Consider the following 17,627-nt stretch of genomic DNA (forward strand, 5'->3'; position numbering starts at 1 on the left):
ACTATTTGTTTTATAATTGCGCTTTAGACCATTTTTTCATAATTTATTGACCATAAATGCGTTATAAAGAGTCCTTGCCGATTATATTGTATATGGACTGATATTTTCTTAAGCAATTCTATTGTGGAGCTCAGGAATGCCTTCGTTAGAGTTTTTGCCTTTTTCCCGTCCTGCTATTGATCAGGATGATATTGCCGCCGTTGCAGAAGTGTTATCTTCTGGCTGGATTACAACAGGTCCTAAAACCAATGCGTTGGAAGAGGCTTTTTGTGATTATTTAGGTTGTCGGCATGCCATTGCCATCTCTTCAGCCACTGCAGGCATGCATTTGACGCTCTTAGCCTTGGGGGTTGGTCCTGGCGATGAAGTGATTACGCCATCACAAACTTGGGTTTCGACCGCCAACATTATCTGTCTATTGGGGGCGACTCCTGTATTTGTGGATGTGGATAAAGACACATTGATGATGACAGCTGATGCGTTAGAACAAGCGATTACTGCAAAAACGAAAGCCATTGTTCCTGTTCATTACGCTGGTGCTCCCGTTGACCTGAATGCACTTAACGCCATCGCCAAACAGCACAATATTCCCTTGGTGGAAGACGCTGCCCATGCCATTGGTACCTATTATCATGGTACGCCAATTGGCCAGACTGGCACGGCAATATTTTCGCTTCACGCGATTAAAAATGTTACCAGTGCAGAGGGTGGTGTGATTACCACTGATGACGATGCCTTAGCTGAACAATTAAGAATGCTGCGTTTTCATGGTTTAGGAGTCGACGCATTTGATCGTCAAATGCAGGGTCGTAAGCCTCAGGCAGAAGTCATGATCCCAGGTTTTAAATACAACTTGCCGGATATGAATGCGGCGTTGGCGCTAGGTCAGTTCGCCCGTTTGGCTAAGTTAAATCAACAGCGTGCGGATTTAGCAAATTTCTACCTTGAAGGCCTGAAAAAAACGCCTCTTAAGCCTTTGGCACTGGTAGATTACCCTCATGTTCATGCTTGGCATTTGATGATCGTGCGTATTGACCCTGAGACATGTGGTCTTACTCGCGAGCAGTTTATGGCAGAGTTGAAAGAACGTAATATTGGCTCTGGCATCCATTTTCGTGCTGTGCATTCACAACATTATTACCGTCAACGTTTCCCTGAGATTTCGTTGCCAAATACAGAATGGAATTCAAGCCGATTGTGTTCCATTCCGCTTTTTCCAGATATGACGGAGCAGGATGTTCAACGAGTTCTGGATGCTATTAATGACATTTTGGAGAAATAACAAAAGTGCATAATAAAACAGACATTTCGAATGTCGCCATCGTTATTCCGGTCTATAACGAAGAAGAGAGCTTGCCGGAATTAATCCGACGTACGGACAGTGCTTGTCGTCTTATAGATCGCGACTACGATATTATTTTAGTTGATGACGGCAGTCATGACCGTTCAGCCCAACTGATTCAAGAGGCGTCTGACCAACCTGATAGTCATATTGTGGGTGTCTTGCTGAACCGTAATTATGGTCAGCATGCGGCCATTATGGCCGGTTTTGAAATCGTTGATGCGGATCTGGTGATTACCTTGGATGCGGATTTACAAAATCCGCCGGAAGAAATTCCTCGTTTGGTTGCTAAAGCCGACGAAGGTTATGATGTGATTGGGACAGTGCGTAAACGCCGTAAAGATTCGCTTTTCCGTACATTGCCTTCGAAAATTATCAATGGCGGTGTGCGCCGTGCCACCGGAGTGCAAATGAGCGATTATGGCTGCATGCTTCGCGCTTATCGCCGCCACGTCATTGATGCGATGTTGCAATGTCACGAACGCAGCACCTTTATCCCGATTTTAGCCAATAGCTTTGCAAGAAAGACCACAGAGATTGATGTGGATCATGCCGAGCGTGAATTTGGCGATTCAAAATACAGTGTGATGAAACTGATCAACTTGATGTTTGACCTCATTACTTGTATGACAACCACGCCACTACGTCTATTGAGCATTGTGGGGTCATTAATTGCTGGCGCAGGTTTTTTCTTCGCCTTTTTATTGATTATTTTACGTCTCGTTCAAGGCCCTGTTTGGGCGGGCGATGGTGTGTTTACCTTATTTGCTGTGCTGTTTATTTTTGTTGGCGCGCAATTTATTGGTATGGGGCTGTTGGGTGAATACATTGGCAGAATGTACAACGATGTTCGCGCTCGCCCTCGTTACTTTATTCAGAAAATAGTCCGTTCAGGATCTTCTACTTCGCCATTTTTAAAAGAGAAAGAATAATATGAAAGCCGTTGTTTTTGCTTACCACAATATTGGATGCACCGGAATTAGCCAGCTACTTGAAGCGGGCATTGAAATCCAAGCTGTGTTCACTCATACCGATTCCCCCAATGAACAGCAGTTTTTTGCTTCGGTCGCTCAATTATGTGCTAAACATGATGTGCCTGTGTTCGCGCCTCATGAAGTGAACCATCCATTATGGATTGAGCGCATCAAAGCGATGGAACCAGACTTCCTTTTCTCTTTCTACTACCGTGACATGTTAAGCCAAGAACTGCTGGATTGCGCGAAATTGGGTGCCTTCAACCTACACGGCTCTTTGTTGCCAAAATATCGTGGTCGTGCGCCGATTAACTGGGCATTGGTGAACGGTGAAACGCAAACTGGCGTCACGCTTCATAAAATGACTGCTCGCCCTGATCAAGGGGATATTGCCGGCCAGCAAACCGTCGACATTGAACAAGTGGATACGGCTTACACGCTACACAAAAAAATGGACGCGGCAGCAGCAACTTTGCTTGCCACTACATTGCCTGCACTCGTGGCGGGTACGCTAACCTTTACGCCACAAAACGATGCGGATGCCACTTACTTTGGTCGTCGTACCCCTGCGGATGGTGAGTTGGACTGGAGCAAGAGTGCGCAAGCGCTTTATAACCTAACCCGTGCGGTTGCACAGCCTTACCCAGGCGCATTCAGCTATATCGGTGATCGCAAAATCATTGTTTGGGAAGCGAAAATCGTCTCTCAAGAAACCACACAAGCCGCTGGTACGGTTTTGAGCACCGAACCTTTCCAAGTAGCCTGTGGTAGTGGCGTTCTGCAAATTGAAACTGGTCAATCTGAGCAAGGTTTGTTCCTAAGCGGCGCGCAATTGGCACGTGAAATGAGTTTAACGCAAGGCATGCGTCTTGGGCCAAAAGCGAGTTTGGCCTTGGCGGCGAAAAAACGTGTCAAAGTGTTGATCCTAGGCGTAAACGGCTTTATCGGTAACCACTTAACCGAACGTCTTCTTAAAGACGATGGTTACGAAGTATACGGTATGGACATCAGTTCAAGCGCGATTGATCGCTTGATGGATCATCCGCGTTTCAACTTCGTAGAAGGGGACATCAGCATTCACAGCGAGTGGTTGGAATACCACATTAAGAAATGTGACGTGATCCTTCCTCTAGTTGCGATTGCCACCCCTATTGAGTATACCCGTAACCCACTTCGTGTGTTCGAATTGGACTTCGAAGAAAACTTAAAAATCGTTCGTTACTGTGTGAAATACAACAAACGCATCATCTTCCCATCTACCTCTGAAGTTTATGGTATGTGTGATGACGAGCGTTTCGACGAAGATACCTCTCGCCTAATCGTTGGTCCAATTAACAAGCAGCGTTGGATCTACTCTGTGTCTAAGCAGCTTCTAGACCGTGTTATTTGGGCATACGGTGCAAAAGATGGCTTACGTTTCACACTATTCCGTCCTTTTAACTGGATGGGCCCTCGTTTAGACAGCTTGGATTCAGCGCGTATCGGTAGCTCTCGTGCTATCACGCAATTGATCTTGAACCTAATCGAAGGGACGCCTATTCAATTGGTTGATGGTGGAGCGCAAAAACGTTGTTTCACAGATATTGAGGACGGCATCGAAGCCTTGTTCCGCATTATTGAAAACCGCGACAACAAGTGCGATGGCCAGATCATCAACATTGGTAACCCAGATAACGAAGCCAGCATCAAAGACATGGCGCAAACCTTGTTGGAAAAATTCGAAGCGCATCCATTGCGTGGCAATTTCCCTCCATTTGCTGGCTTTAAAGCGATTGAAAGCCGTAGCTTCTATGGTGATGGTTACCAAGACGTTTCTCATCGTCGTCCAAGCATTGAAAATGCCAACAAGTTGTTGGATTGGCATCCTGAGATTCACATGGATGAAACCATTGAGAAAACACTCGACTTTTTCATTCAATCGACGGTTTCTCAGGACTAATTTTCAATGAGAAAAATTGGCTTACGAATAGATGTCGACACGCTGAAAGGCACGCAAGTCGGTGTCCCTAAGTTATTAGAAATACTCGATAAGCATGATATTACAGCGAGTTTTTTCTTTTCCGTTGGGCCAGACAACATGGGGCGCCATTTATGGCGTCTCATCAAACCCAAGTTTTTGATTAAAATGTTGCGCTCCAATGCGGCAAGCTTGTATGGGCTGGACATCTTACTGGCGGGTACTTGCTGGCCTGGTAAGGTGATTGGTAAACATGCCGCGACGCCCATTCGAGACTCGCAAAAACAAGGTCATGAAATTGGTTTGCATGCTTGGGATCATCATGGGTGGCAATTGAATACTCAGCGCTGGTCTGATGCCAAAATGTTAGACCACCTTCAGCAGGGGTATGACCGTTTAGGTGATATCTTAGGTGAAGCGGTGCGTTGTAGTGCTGCGCCTGGATGGCGTGCGGATGCTCGTGTGGTTGAGTTAAAAGAGCGTTTTCATTTCGATTACAACAGTGATTGCCGTGGACGCCAGGCATTCTATCCACGTTTGCAAAATGGACAAGCAGGGACGGTTCAAATCCCTGTCACCGTACCGACCTTTGACGAAGTCGTTGGAACGGCTTGCGATATGGACGGATTTAATCAATATATCTGCGATGCTCTGGAAAAACAGCCGTTTCCCGTTTATACGATTCATGCGGAAGTGGAAGGCATTGTGATGACAGAACAGTTCGAGCAATTATTAGCGATGTTTAAAGCACGCCAATGGCAACCTGTGACGTTAGCGGATTTATTGGCAGAACAGCCTGCAAACATCGTCACTGACGTGAAGCGAGACAGTCTATTCGGGCGCGAAGGTTGGGTTGGTTGGCAAGACTCTAAGAGCGAGGAAGTGTATGCGCCCAGTTCCCTATAAATGGATTTTAGTATTTGGTTTTGCGTTATTGTATTTGTTACCCCTTGGTTGGCACCCACTGTGGATGCCTGATGAAACCCGCTATGCGGAAATCAGCCGAGAGATGCTCGCCAGTGGTAACTGGGTGGTGCCGCATTTTATGGGCCTGCATTATTTTGAAAAGCCGATTCTTGGTTACTGGATGAACAACATCAGCCAGTTGCTATTTGGTCACACGAATTTTGCAGCCCGTTTTATGCCAGCGTTGTCCATTGGTTTAGCGGCGCTGATTACTTACCAATTTGTTAAAATTGTTCTGAAAGATCAGCGCAAAGCGTTTTATTCTGCGTTGGTGTATTTGTCCTGTCCTTTGGTGTTTGGGGTGGGGACTTATAATGCACTAGATGGCCAGTTAACTTTTTGGATGGCGGCATCTTTTGCGAGTTTCTATTATGCGACCCAAGCACAGACTCGTCAGGCTTTAGCATGGCGCTATTTGCTGTTTGGTGCGTTTGGTGGAGCCGTCTTTTTAACCAAAGGTTTTGTCGGGCTGGCACTATTAGTGATTGCGCTTGTACCTTTTATGATCCTGACTCGCCAGTTTAAGCAGGTACTTGTTTATGGCTTGTTGGCGATTTTAGCTGCCGTTCTCGTTGCGTTACCCTGGAGTTTAGCCGTCGCACTTAAGGCGCCTGATTACTGGCACTTCTTTTTCTGGAATGAAAATATTAGACGTTTTGATGCCTCAAATGCCCAGCACCTCAGGCCTTTCTGGTTTTATCTTCCTGTATTGTTGTTGGCGGTTTTTCCTTGGACGTTTTTGGCTCCTAAAGCGATTCTGCGCAATTTTACTGATAAGACTCATAAACACTTCTTCTTGTATCAAGTGCTTTGTTTTGTCTTGCCGTTCTTATTGCTCTCCATCGCCAAAGGCAAACTACCCACCTATATTGCGCCCTTGATGATGCCACTGGCCATCTTGATGGGTTGTGGTTTGGTTGAGTTGTTAAAGGAAAAGCATCGAGCGATTAAATTTTCTGTGTGGGGAAATGCCTTAGGATTTGGTGGATTTGGTCTCGTATTGTTGCTAATGCAATTCAATGTGGTTGGCAAGGTAGAAGGCTATGGCCCCCATGAAATAATGCGCTTTTGGCTTGGCATGGCGATTTTGTTTGGCTGTGCTTTGGTTCCCTTGTTGGGTCTTATTAACATCAAGAGAGCTCCCATGCTCTTGGCGTTGGCCCCCATGGCATTGTTTATTTTGCTTCCGCTAGCTTTGCCTATGAAGGTGGTAAACAGCAAATTGCCAGAGGTCTTTTTCAGTCAGTATGTTCAAAAAGTGCAACCAGATGCTTGGGTACTCTGTAACTCTGTTGCGCTTATCGGAGGAATTGGCTGGGAATTAAAACGCAGTGACATTGACCTGCTAAATGGCACGGGCGAATTGAGCTATGGTTTGGATCACAGTAGCAAAAAACGTCGTTATACCTACCAGGAATTCCGCGATGATTTGCCGAAAAAACGTCAATCTCAACAAGTTGTTTTAGCTTTGGAGACTGATAAAGACAGTGCGAAATTGTTAGCGAGACTGCCAGTGCCGACGGAACAGTATCATGCCGGAAGGTTTTACCTGCTAGTGTACGCGAAACAGCCATGATAGTGGTGTTAATGGCGCTGACGTTACTGCTGACTTGTATTGGTCAGCTGTTGCAAAAAAGCGTTGCGACCCGCACTGATCATAGCCATCAAGTCTGGTGGCTATTGGCGATTATTGGTTGTTTAGGCTTGGGGGCAGTCTTTTGGTTGCTGGTGTTGCAGCGTCTCCCAGTTGGTATTGCTTACCCTATGTTGAGCTTGAACTTTGTGTTGGTGATGGCGGCTTCGCGCTGGTGGTTCAAAGAAACTGTGAGTGTTCGCCAGTGGTGTGGTGTGCTCTGCATCATCCTTGGGGTAAGCCTATTGGGAGGCTATGCATGAGGTCTTGGTTCGCGATCATTGCAAGCCTATTGCTGGTGACCCTCGCACAGTTGTTGATGAAATCCGGTATGAGCGGCATGCCTGTGGTTTCCCTCAATTGGCTCCTGACGGAGGGGAACGGCGTTGCGTTGTTGCAAAGTCATCTTTCTAACCTTGTCCGCGTGTTTTTTGGCCTGATGTGTTATGGACTGTCACTGGGCTGCTGGATGTTGGCATTGAAAAAAATCCCCCTATCGGTGGCCTATCCATGTTTAAGTATCAGCTATGTGTTGGTGACATTATTGGCTCACTTCGTGTTTGCCGAGCCATTATCCTTAGTTGTCTTGCTGGGCAGTGTGTTGATCATGCTCGGGGTCAGTCTGATTACCTACAAACCTGGTCATAGGGCGCATTAGGGAAATACATTTCGCTCAATAGCACTAAAAAAAGACGCCGTGGCGTCTTTTTTTAGTGCTATTGAGCATTTGATGTTAGCCTAGCTCTTAGCCGGCTAGGGTCATAAACAAGACGCTTAGTCTTCTAATACCATAATGCCTTCGATTTCTACTTGTACGCCTTTTGGTAGGGCACGAACGCCCATTGCGGCACGAGCAGGGTAGGGTTGTGAAACGAATTGCGTCATCACTTCGTTCACTGTGGCAAAGTTACCCAGATCTGTCATGAAAATATTGAATTTCACCACGTCTTTCAGGGAGCCGCCAGCGGCTTCACACACAGCTTGTAAGTTTTTGAAGACTTGAGTGGTTTGTTCAACGATGTCTTCGCTGATGATTTCCATGGTCTCTGGGACTAACGGGATCTGACCAGACAGGTAAACAGTATTGCCAGCACGAACGGCTTGTGAATAAGGGCCAATTGCCGCAGGTGCATTTTCAGTATGAATGATTTGCTTTGCCATGTTTTCGATTCCATTTCAAAATGAGTGGAACTGCGGCATGAGTGAAGCCGCAGACGGTTTAAAAAGCGTTATTTGTATTCTACTTTATTTGAATAAAGAGTGAGAGAAATAGACGTCTCACCTTATTCAACGACCAACGATGGTTTCTCTAGAGACTTTTTCAACACAGCGCACGGCCTTGATACGGCGCATCACATCGGCCAAGCCGACACGACTTGAAATAGTGATATTCAATCGTAGTCGACTAATACGGCCCCGTTCAATAATGTCTAAGTTGGACACTTGATAATCCGTGTCTGTGATCGAGCTGGCGATTTTGGCGACCGCACCACGTTCGTTAACATAACTGACGATCAGACTGATATTCAACTCTTCTTCAATATCTTTACTCCATGCCATGCGGATGAAGCGTTCTGGACTCGATAGATGGTCCTGAATATTGGGGCAGTTTAAATGGTGAATGATAATCCCTTTATCCACTTGGACATAGCCGACAATAGGGTCGCCAGGGATGGGCGAGCAGCATTTCGCATAAGAAATCAGCATGCCTTCGGAGCCGTTCACCTTGAAGGATTTTGGTGTCACCAAGGTGTTTTCATCATAGTCGGGGAATAATTGTCGTGCGACTAAGTAACCAACGTGTCGGCCTTTGCCTATCGACTCCAATAAGTCATCCATAGAGGCAAGTTGATAGTTATCTAAAACCTGGGCTATTTGCTCTTTGGTTAAGTCTTCAATGTTGGTTTTAAATGCATTGAGAGAGCGTGTTAACAATCGATAGCCGATGGAAATGGCATTTTCGCGTTGTTTACCTTTCAAATAATGACGAATATTGGTACGTGCTTTCCCGGTAATCGCAAAGCTTAACCAAGCCACATTGGGTTGAGCATTTTTGGCGGTGATGATTTCGACCGTTTGCCCACTTTCTAGCTGAGTACTCAGGGGGGCTAAGCGACGGTTTATACGACAGGAAATACAGGAATTACCGATTTCAGTATGGACGCCATACGCAAAGTCGACAGGCGTGGCACCAGAAGGCAATTCGATGATTTTACCATTCGGTGTAAAAATATAGACTTCGTCTGGGAAGAGGTCACTTTTCACGTTATCGACAAATTCGATGGCATTGCCTGCTTTTTGTTGGATTTCTAGTAGGCTTTTTACCCATTTTGTTGCACGGTCATGATTACTTGGGATCGCTGAGTTACCGCTGAACTTATACGCCCAGTGGGCGGCGATACCATTGTTGGCAACTAGATCCATCTCCTCGGTTCGTATTTGCACTTCCATCGGCAAACCATTGCTACCTAAGACCGTGGTATGCAACGATTGATAGCCATTGGATTTCGGGACGGCAATGTAATCTTTAAAACGCCCTTCAATCGGTTTAAAAAGAGAGTGAATCACGCCTAGAATGCGGTAACAACTATCGTGGCGATCCGTGACAACACGAACTCCTAAAACATCCATGATCTCCCCCAAAGAACGGTGTTTTTTATCCATTTTTTGGTAGATGCTATAGATGTGTTTTTCGCGGACACTAATGGTCGCTTCGATGTAATCGGCTGCCAGCTCAGATCGAATAAAGTCTTCAAGCTTTTCCGTGTCTTTGGTGCGTTGACCATATTTTTTATGAATGGCACGCTGTAGCATGCGAGCCCGCATAGGATAGTAAGCTTGGAACGCAAGAGACTCTAAGTCGACACGCACATTGTACATACCAAGTCGATTGGCAATAGGGGCGTATATATCCAATGTTTCACGGGCGATGCGACGCTTTTTATGGGCTGGCATGGAATCTAGCGTGCGCATATTGTGGAGTCGGTCGGCCAGTTTGACAAGAATAACGCGAATGTCATCCGCCATGGCCATGGCCATTTTTTGGAAGTTATGCGCTTGTTTTTCGATTTGGCTGTTAAATTCTAGGTGGGTTAGTTTACTAACACCATCAACGAGGCTGGCAACGCCTTCGCCAAATTGCTCGGTTAAGGCTTCGCGGCTAATCCCCGTGTCTTCAATCACGTCATGAAGCAGGGCCGCCGTCAGGCCGTCACAATCCATACGAAGATCAGCAAGGATCTGCGCAACAGCAAGAGGATGAGTAACGTAAGGCTCGCCGCTTTTACGCCATTGGCCGTCATGGGCCTGTTCTGCGTAATAGTAGGCGCGTTTTACTTGAGCAACTTGCTCATAGGGTAAATACTGACTTAGGGTCAGCGCTAATTCTTCAATGGTATACATCGCTCACCTCACAACAGCAAATAATAAGCACGACAGCAGTGGTATGAGCGACACCATAAATTCTAGAACTCGTGGATAGGTTGCTTTTGCTTATCAACGTTATGTGCGTTGATCAAATTTTCAGCTATCTCACGCAGTGCAACAACGGTCATTTTGTCGTCTTCAATGGCAACTTTCGCCTCTTCTCCACCAGTGGCAAGCTGACGTGCACGTTTGGATGCCACCATCACTAACTCAAAGCGGTTATCAACGTTCTCTAAACAATCTTCTACGGTAACTCGAGCCATATTGACCTCTAATGTGCGGTTATCTAGTTATATATATGTCATTCTACTTAAGGGCTTCTTATAATGACAAGAGGTCATTAATGAGATTGCCATTTTTTTGTTCGATTAGACGGGTTTTAGCGCGCATTGCCATAAAAATGGCTTGCATGGTCGCTAAAGCGCTATCGAAATCATCATTAACGATGACAAAGTCGTACTCTTGATAGTGAGACATTTCATTGACCGCTTTGCTCATACGGCGAGAAATGACCTCTTCTGAATCGGTTCCTCGTCCTTTTAGCCTTTCTTCCAGTACGCTTAAAGACGGTGGTAATATAAACAAGCCTATGGCATTTGGATATAAATTGCGAACTTGTCGTGCCCCTTGCCAGTCAATTTCTAAAATGACATCCAAACCTTGCTCTAGCATATCAAAAACAGACTGTTTTGAGGTGCCATAAAAATTATCAAAGACTTGAGCATGTTCAAAAAACGCCTTCTGCTCAATCATGACATTAAATTCATCTACACTGGTAAAGTAATATTCGCGGCCATGCTCTTCTCCTGTTCGAGGTGCTCGGGTTGTGTGAGATACCGAGATACGCACCTTGTCGTCTGCCTTTAATAAGGCTTTGTATAAAGACGACTTTCCGGCCCCAGAGGGGGCTGACAAGATAAATAAATTTCCAGTATGTTGTTCCATAGGAGGTAATAGAAACTCTTCTTTTCGGTTTAAATGGATTAAGGAATCAATGGGTTAAGGAAAGTTCGCATAGGGTGTTTTGGAACGACCAGAGTGCTTACAGGAGTGTCTGTCATTAGGACTCTGTCAGAGCCATCTCACGTCTCATAACTTGTCCATACCTAATTTAAAGTACTATACCATAGAAGCTTCTTTTCTAGGCCTATTGTGTACGATTTATCCATAATTTTTTGTTACCGTGAGTGCTGAACTTGAGATTTTTTGTTTTCTCAAATGCGCGATGAGCTTTTTACGCCACAGCGTTTAGAGAGTGGCATAGAGTCTTTTTAATAAAGACTATGGCTGGCTTTACTGTACAAAAGTTAAGCATTTCACGCTGGACAATCATCATTTGCCGTCTATGCTTTTTCTAGTGCCACTACTTTTGTGTCTTGAACAAGGACTGTTTAATGGGTGCCTTACATAATGACCTAACCTCTACTTTTCAGGAAACATTACCTTATTACAAAGTGTTATCCGTAGAGGACGATCTGGATTATCAAGCGGCGTTGCTGACTCCTATGTCGTCATTGAAGTTCAATGGTAAGGGGGTTCAAATACTGACCGCAAACTCGGCTGTCAGTGCCGCAACATTGTTAGCGCAGCATTCAGATATCAGTGTGATTCTTCTGGATGTAGTGATGGAAACCGACACAGCGGGCTTGTGTTTGGTCAACACTATTCGTCAAGAGTTGGGGAATCATTTAGTCAGAGTCGTGTTGCTAACGGGTCAACCCGGCATGGCACCGGTTAAAGACATTATGAATGAGTATGATATTGATGACTGCTGGAGCAAATCCGAGCTGACTCATGATCACTTGCAAACCATTATATTAAGTAATTTACGCACTTGGCATCATCTTAATACCCTGCGTGAAGCGCGCCAAGGCTTGCAGTTCTTGGTGGAATCGACACAACGTTTGGCCAAACGACAGGATATGATTCCCTACATTCAGTCCGTTCAAAAAGAAATCACCCAACTCTTTCCCTGCCATAAAGGCTGTGTAGTTTGCGCTTCTAATGTGAAGAATCGTCTGCATCTTGACCAGGCCCTAGTGATTGCTGCCTGTGGTGAGTTTGAATCCTTTTTGCACCAGCCTTTAAACCGTATTTCTCAGAATGAGGCGCTATTGGCGGGCATGAAGCAGGCATTTGAAACACGCTCTCATGTGTTTCTTGAGGATAAGTGCGTGTTGTATTTTGCCAATGAAGAGCTGGGAGACGATGAATACATTATCATCGTTACGTTATCGCGTCGCCTTGCAGGTAATGAGACGACGTTACTGAAGGTCATGAGTGAAAACATCAGTGTTGGCTTTCGTAATGTGGCGCTGCATGGAAAGTTATCCGAGTTAGCTTACTTCGATATCTCGTCTGGTATGTACAATAAAAACTGGTTAGCGCGAGAGTTACGCCATATGTCTGAACTGGATAAGCAGAGTGCGCAGCTTGTGATGTTTCAAGTGGACGACTTTGCTCATAAGCAGACCGCATTTGGTTTGGCGTTTGGACAGCAACTCATGCAGATGCTGTATCTACATCTGTGTGAGCACTTTACTAAAGGGGTTGAAATCGCACTTACCGAACGGGATACCTTAGCCATTCTGATTCGGCGTTATCCTACGTTTGATGAAACGTCTTTGACTCCGATAGTACATGCGTGTTTTAACTTTAAAAGCAGCCTTCATACCGTGGACATGATTGCAGGGCTGGTGAAACTAGCAGATTTTCCCCATTTTACCCCAGAGCAACTGATTAACGCGGGAGAGTGCGCTGTAGAGCATGCTCGTCAAAATGGTCGTCACTTTTTGGTTTTCAATGAAAAGCTGGCGTCATCCATGGTTAGGCGTTATGGCCTGTTAAATGATTTGCGCCAAGCTATCCTTGATAATGAGATCAGTATTTTTTTACAACCTAAAGTCTCTTTGAAAGACGGACGTTTAGTGGGGTTTGAGGCTTTGGCTCGTTGGAAACATAAAGATGGGCATTTCGTTCCTCCTGATCAGTTTATTCCCCTCGCAGAAAGCTGTGGTTTGATTGGCAAACTGGACCATTGGGTGATGCTTTTGTCTTGTCGTGCGGTATTATTTTTAGAAGAAAATGCCATTCATTTGCCCATCTCTGTGAATGTTGCGGGGAGTGAATTGTTAAGAGCGGATTATTTTGATCGGTTGATTGCGCTGTTAGAACAAGAAAAAGTACCGCCAAATTTAATTGAATTAGAGATTACCGAAACTCAACTTATTCAAGAAAAAGTATCGTTATTTCCACGTCTGGAGTCCCTGAAAAACTGCGGTATTCGCATTAATGTGGATGACTTTGGTACGGGCTACTCCTCCCTAGCGTACCTATCCTCCTTACCCGTCTCCACATTGAAGGTGGATCACAGCTTTGTTTGGAACATGGATTACTCCGAGAAAGATCAAAAAATACTTAAAATGATCATCGACTTAGGCTGCTCTCTCGATCTGAAGGTCATCGCGGAAGGCATTGAAACGCAAGAACAATACCAGAAATTGCTGACATTAGGTTGCCATGAAGGGCAAGGGTATTTGTTTTGCCCTCCTTTGCCCATCTCTCAGGTGGTGAGTTGGGCAAAAAGTTATATGGCGTCGCAACAGTAAATGAGGTGGGGGACGAAAAAAAATTATTATTTGCTGACCTGTTGGGCCTTTATTCTGCTCATTATTATCGTGATTGCATGGCGTAACTACGAATTATTAAAAACCCAATATATTAGCCAGATTCGTCTAGACGAGACGGAAATTTTGTCCCGGGGCAGTAGCCTGTTTAATCGAGAATTAGGGCATTTAAAAAATGTCACATTGTTTCTACGCAACAGTGTGGAAGCCAAATTATCGTCGATTGATCCAAATAATACGCCGCTATGGCGTCAGTCGGTGATTGATACTTTTTCTCAATTCGCGAATATGTCTCCCCTGATTTCTCAAGTGCGTTGGCTGAGTCTGGATGGGCAAGAGCGCATCCGAGTGAACCGGGTGAACGGAGCATTATCGGTAGTTAAAGAAGAATACCTTCAGAGTAAAGCGGATCGGTACTATTTCCAACAAGCCAAGAGGGCGACAGGAAATCATGTTTATATCTCACCCATCGATCTCAATATTGAAAATGGTCAGATTGTCACGCCCATTGAACCGACCGTTAGGGCCGCGATTATGCTGCAACCGCAATATAAAGGGATGTTGGTGGTGAATTACCATTTACGAAGTTTGTTTGACAGTTTGCGAGCTTTAGCCAATAACAGTGTCTTTTTGGATGTGGTGAGTCCCACAGGCGAATGGCTGATTAGCCAAGAGAAACCGCTTGAATGGGCTCAGACACTGAATTCGTTATCATTAGAAAAAAGTATGTCATCTCGATACCCTAAGGCATGGAACACCTTGACGACTGACGGCTTTTTTGCCAGCTTCATCTATGCAGAGCAAGTCTGGAGTGGCATGAAGGTTCTGACAGACGAGGACCCATCGTCGGTGACGCAAGATGAGTCCAGCTACTTATATTTCATCGCCCGTTCTTGGCCACAAAATTTGATGGTCAAGAGTCATACTTTGCTCGCTTATACCTTTGTGATTGGTTTTTTATGCTTTGTGGTGTTAGCTGGTCTGGCTTGGTGGCAAATAGAAGCCTATTACAAACGCCAAGCACTGCTTTTGGCCTTGGAAAGTGAAAAAGTCCATTTAAAAAATACCAATAAAGAGCTCAATACGGCCAATCAGCGCTTGGTTTTATTGCAAGATGAACTGGTTGAAAACAGTCGACTTTCCTCTTTAGGCATGATGGTGGCTGGGTTAGCCCATGAAATGAATACCCCATTAGGTGGTGCTAAGATGGCATTGTCTTCTTTACAAGCTCTGTTGACGCGAGACGAAGCTGATTTCGCTCACTCAAACTACCGTTCGATGATTCATTCACTGCAGATTACGGAAAAGAACCTGATGCGAGCTATTGAGCTCGTCTCAAGTTTCAAACGCCTAACGTCCAACCAAGCGGCACAAGAGAGTGTTTCCTTCCAACTGCATCAAGTATTAAACGACTTTATGACGACCTTTCGTCCGAGTCTAAAACAACATTCTAATATTAAAATTGAGGTAGACTGTCCTCAAGACATTCGTCTGCAAAGCCATCCAGGCGTATTAACGCAGGTGATACAAAACCTAGTCGATAATGCATTAAGTCATGGGTTTGATGAAAATATGACGGGGACGATTCTTCTCAAGGCGCGTTGTCAGGCCGGGCTGCTCATCTTGATGGTGCAAGACAATGGCAAAGGCATTGCCCCAGAGATGAAAGAAACGCTCTTTAATCCATTCGTGACGACTGGCCGTTCCCGTATGCACACAGGACTGGGGCTGTATTTGGTGCGTCAATGGGTTTATAAATTATTGAAAGGGCGTATTGATGTTACCTCAGAGTTGGGCAAGGGAACCTGCTTTACTCTCACCTTTGGGTTGACTGGGGAAGAGACATGAGGCGTTTGTGTCAATTTGTACGCATGATATAAAAAAACTATAAAAGCAATTTTTATAATTTCATTTCATAATCTATAAGGTTTCTTGATAATCGCTCCCATTATCAACGTCGCGAGGGGAAGCGATTATGTTATCAAGAATATCCATTGCCAGAGCCATGCAATGGGGCTTTGGTGTCGCCATTACCATGGTGTTGGCTTTAGGCTTCTATCTTATTGTCGTGATCAGTAACGTTCGCGATCAATTTAACACTTTGGTCACACATAACTTACAAGTGCAATCCGTTCTCTCGGATTTGCGCTTTTACACCGTCACCTATCGGCGCTTTGCCTTGGATTATGGGCTAACAACCAGTGCCAGTGCACATAAAGACATTCAAAAAACCATCGATGAAAATGATGAGAAGGTTGATGCGTCACTGGATCGTTTCAGTACAGTAGCGGATACACCTGACATGAAAGCCTTTATGGAAACGGTGAAGTCTCGCATTAATGTGTACCGGGGGATGCAAAACAACTACCTTTCTTTAATTGACCAAGGGAAAATCGATAAAGCTCGAGTGGAAATGCTAGGGCCAATGCTCGACCCGTTTAACATCATTGTGGACTCTCTTAGTGAGTTACAAGAACAGTTACTAACGCAAGGTCTCAAGATGAAAGAAGATGAGTCCCGATCCATGGGGCGGGCTATCTTTACTGAAGCGATGGTCGGGGGGATTGTGTTGTTGTTTTTGATGGTGTTTGGCGTCTTGCTGACTCGCAAAGTGAACAAACCTTTGGGGCTGCTGATTGAGCAAATGAATACGGTTGAAAACGGTGACTTGCGCACTCGTCTGGACTTAACACAATTTGCTGACGATGAGTTAGGTCGTGCCGCCCATTCATTTGATCAAATGCAACAAGGCATTTATCGACTTGCTGAAGGAGTGCAACATAACACGCAGACCGTCGAGCACATCAGTCAAACCATGCTAGAACGGATGTCCAGCACCACAATACGTTTGGATCAGCAAAAAAGTGAAATCAGCTCAGTGTCATCGGCTATGTCTCAATTACAGAGCAGCTTTGCTGATGTCGCCCAGCATACGGTGACCGCCGCGCAAAGTGCCGCCGATGTGAAAGAGCATGCGACCAATAGCCGAGAAGTCATTCAAGCCTCTTTGAACCAAACCGAATCTTTGTCTAATGCGATTTCGCAAGCGTCTGAGGTCACTCAAGCGCTGAAAGAAGACAGCGCTGGGATCGAAATGATTTCTCAAGTCATTCGTAACATCACGGATCAAACCAACTTGTTGGCACTAAATGCCGCCATTGAAGCCGCCAGAGCTGGTGAGGCAGGACGAGGTTTTGCTGTTGTTGCGAACGAAATCCGCTCTTTGGCGCAAAAAACGCAAGATTCTATTGATGAGATCAACAAGACCATTGAGGTGATTGAAAACCATGCCGAGCAAGCCGTTAGCACAATGGAAGTCAGTCAAACTCAAATGCGTTCAGGGTTAGAAAAAGCCCGCAGTAGTCAAGAGAGCATTGGACATGTGATGGCCTCTTCGACAACCATTGATGGTATGGGCCAGATGATTGCGGCTGCCACCGAGCAACAATTGATTGTGGCGAAAGAGTTGACGCACAGTATCAATGAAATCCACCAAGTGTCTCAGGACATTCACCGCAGCGTCCATGACACTGAGCGACTCAGTGAAGAACTGAAAGAAGCCAGTGTGAGCTTAAGCCGAGTGTCTTCGCGCTTTCGACTAAGATAAGGGACTTAGCAAAAGACTGAGCTTGAGAAAGATAGAGCTTGGGAATATAGGATACCCAGCGGTTAATTTAATGACCTTGTCATATAAAACCCCCAG

14 protein-coding genes are annotated in these 17,627 nt (G+C 45.3%); 10 read left to right on the plus strand and 4 right to left on the minus strand.

Features of this window, described 5'->3' with window-relative positions:
* Positions 1–136: 136 nt before the first annotated feature.
* Genes arnB through JHD45_RS16915 form a run of 7 tightly spaced genes read left to right on the plus strand, consistent with a single transcriptional unit; the run spans position 137 to position 7,530 of the window.
* Positions 137–1,282, plus strand: coding sequence for a UDP-4-amino-4-deoxy-L-arabinose aminotransferase (gene arnB / locus JHD45_RS16885; protein WP_199477675.1), 1,146 nt, complete (start codon positions 137–139; stop codon positions 1,280–1,282).
* A 5-nt stretch (positions 1,283–1,287) separates the two neighbouring features.
* Positions 1,288–2,274, plus strand: coding sequence for an undecaprenyl-phosphate 4-deoxy-4-formamido-L-arabinose transferase (arnC, locus tag JHD45_RS16890; protein ID WP_067011633.1), 987 nt, complete (start codon positions 1,288–1,290; stop codon positions 2,272–2,274).
* 1 nt (position 2,275) lies between these two features.
* Entirely contained in the window at positions 2,276–4,255 is a 1,980-nt protein-coding gene (gene arnA / locus JHD45_RS16895) for a bifunctional UDP-4-amino-4-deoxy-L-arabinose formyltransferase/UDP-glucuronic acid oxidase ArnA (protein WP_199477676.1), read from the plus strand.
* A gap of 6 nt (positions 4,256–4,261) precedes the next feature.
* Complete coding sequence (gene arnD, locus JHD45_RS16900) at positions 4,262–5,179, plus strand: 4-deoxy-4-formamido-L-arabinose-phosphoundecaprenol deformylase (RefSeq protein WP_199477677.1); 918 nt, start codon at positions 4,262–4,264, stop codon at positions 5,177–5,179.
* Positions 5,160–6,815 carry a lipid IV(A) 4-amino-4-deoxy-L-arabinosyltransferase gene (gene arnT / locus JHD45_RS16905; protein WP_199477678.1) on the plus strand — a complete coding sequence of 552 codons (1,656 nt, stop codon included), beginning with the start codon at positions 5,160–5,162 and terminating at the stop codon, positions 6,813–6,815. Before arnD ends, arnT begins: the two co-directional genes overlap by 20 nt.
* Complete coding sequence (locus tag JHD45_RS16910; RefSeq protein WP_199477679.1) at positions 6,812–7,135, plus strand: SMR family transporter; 324 nt, start codon at positions 6,812–6,814, stop codon at positions 7,133–7,135. Before arnT ends, JHD45_RS16910 begins: the two co-directional genes overlap by 4 nt.
* Complete coding sequence (locus JHD45_RS16915) at positions 7,132–7,530, plus strand: EamA family transporter (RefSeq protein ID WP_199477680.1); 399 nt, start codon at positions 7,132–7,134, stop codon at positions 7,528–7,530. The genes JHD45_RS16910 and JHD45_RS16915 overlap by 4 nt, the downstream gene beginning before the upstream one ends.
* Before the next feature lie 116 nt (positions 7,531–7,646).
* On the opposite strand, the gene JHD45_RS16920 is transcribed toward JHD45_RS16915, so the two are convergent.
* The 4 genes from JHD45_RS16920 to gmk all read right to left on the minus strand — a co-directional run bounded on the left by JHD45_RS16920 (position 7,647) and on the right by gmk (position 11,243).
* Positions 7,647–8,033 carry a RidA family protein gene (locus JHD45_RS16920; RefSeq protein ID WP_199477681.1) on the minus strand — a complete coding sequence of 129 codons (387 nt, stop codon included), beginning with the start codon at positions 8,031–8,033 and terminating at the stop codon, positions 7,647–7,649.
* Positions 8,034–8,159: 126 nt separating this feature from the next.
* On the minus strand, positions 8,160–10,274 hold the full coding sequence (locus JHD45_RS16925; protein ID WP_199477682.1) for a RelA/SpoT family protein: 2,115 nt from the start codon (positions 10,272–10,274) through the stop codon (positions 8,160–8,162).
* Between the two features lie 62 nt (positions 10,275–10,336).
* Entirely contained in the window at positions 10,337–10,561 is a 225-nt protein-coding gene (gene rpoZ / locus JHD45_RS16930; protein WP_199477683.1) for a DNA-directed RNA polymerase subunit omega, read from the minus strand.
* Between the two features lie 58 nt (positions 10,562–10,619).
* A complete protein-coding gene (gene gmk, locus JHD45_RS16935) occupies positions 10,620–11,243 on the minus strand; it encodes a guanylate kinase (protein WP_199477684.1) in 624 nt (207 codons plus the stop codon).
* A 449-nt stretch (positions 11,244–11,692) separates the two neighbouring features.
* Here gmk and JHD45_RS16940 point away from each other — a divergent pair, with 449 nt between their 5' ends.
* From JHD45_RS16940 to JHD45_RS16950, 3 genes are all read left to right on the plus strand, one after another.
* Positions 11,693–13,906 (plus strand): EAL domain-containing protein, encoded by a 2,214-nt coding sequence (locus tag JHD45_RS16940; protein ID WP_199477685.1) that lies wholly within the window; start codon positions 11,693–11,695, stop codon positions 13,904–13,906.
* 30 nt (positions 13,907–13,936) lie between these two features.
* On the plus strand, positions 13,937–15,772 hold the full coding sequence (locus tag JHD45_RS16945; RefSeq protein ID WP_199477686.1) for a sensor histidine kinase: 1,836 nt from the start codon (positions 13,937–13,939) through the stop codon (positions 15,770–15,772).
* 127 nt (positions 15,773–15,899) lie between these two features.
* Positions 15,900–17,531, plus strand: a complete 1,632-nt coding sequence (locus tag JHD45_RS16950; RefSeq protein ID WP_199477687.1) for a methyl-accepting chemotaxis protein — start codon at positions 15,900–15,902, stop codon at positions 17,529–17,531.
* Positions 17,532–17,627: the final 96 nt, after the last annotated feature.

The sequence above is a fragment of the Marinomonas spartinae genome, from assembly GCF_016461715.1.
Classification (GTDB): Bacteria; Pseudomonadota; Gammaproteobacteria; order Pseudomonadales; family Marinomonadaceae; genus Marinomonas; species Marinomonas spartinae_A.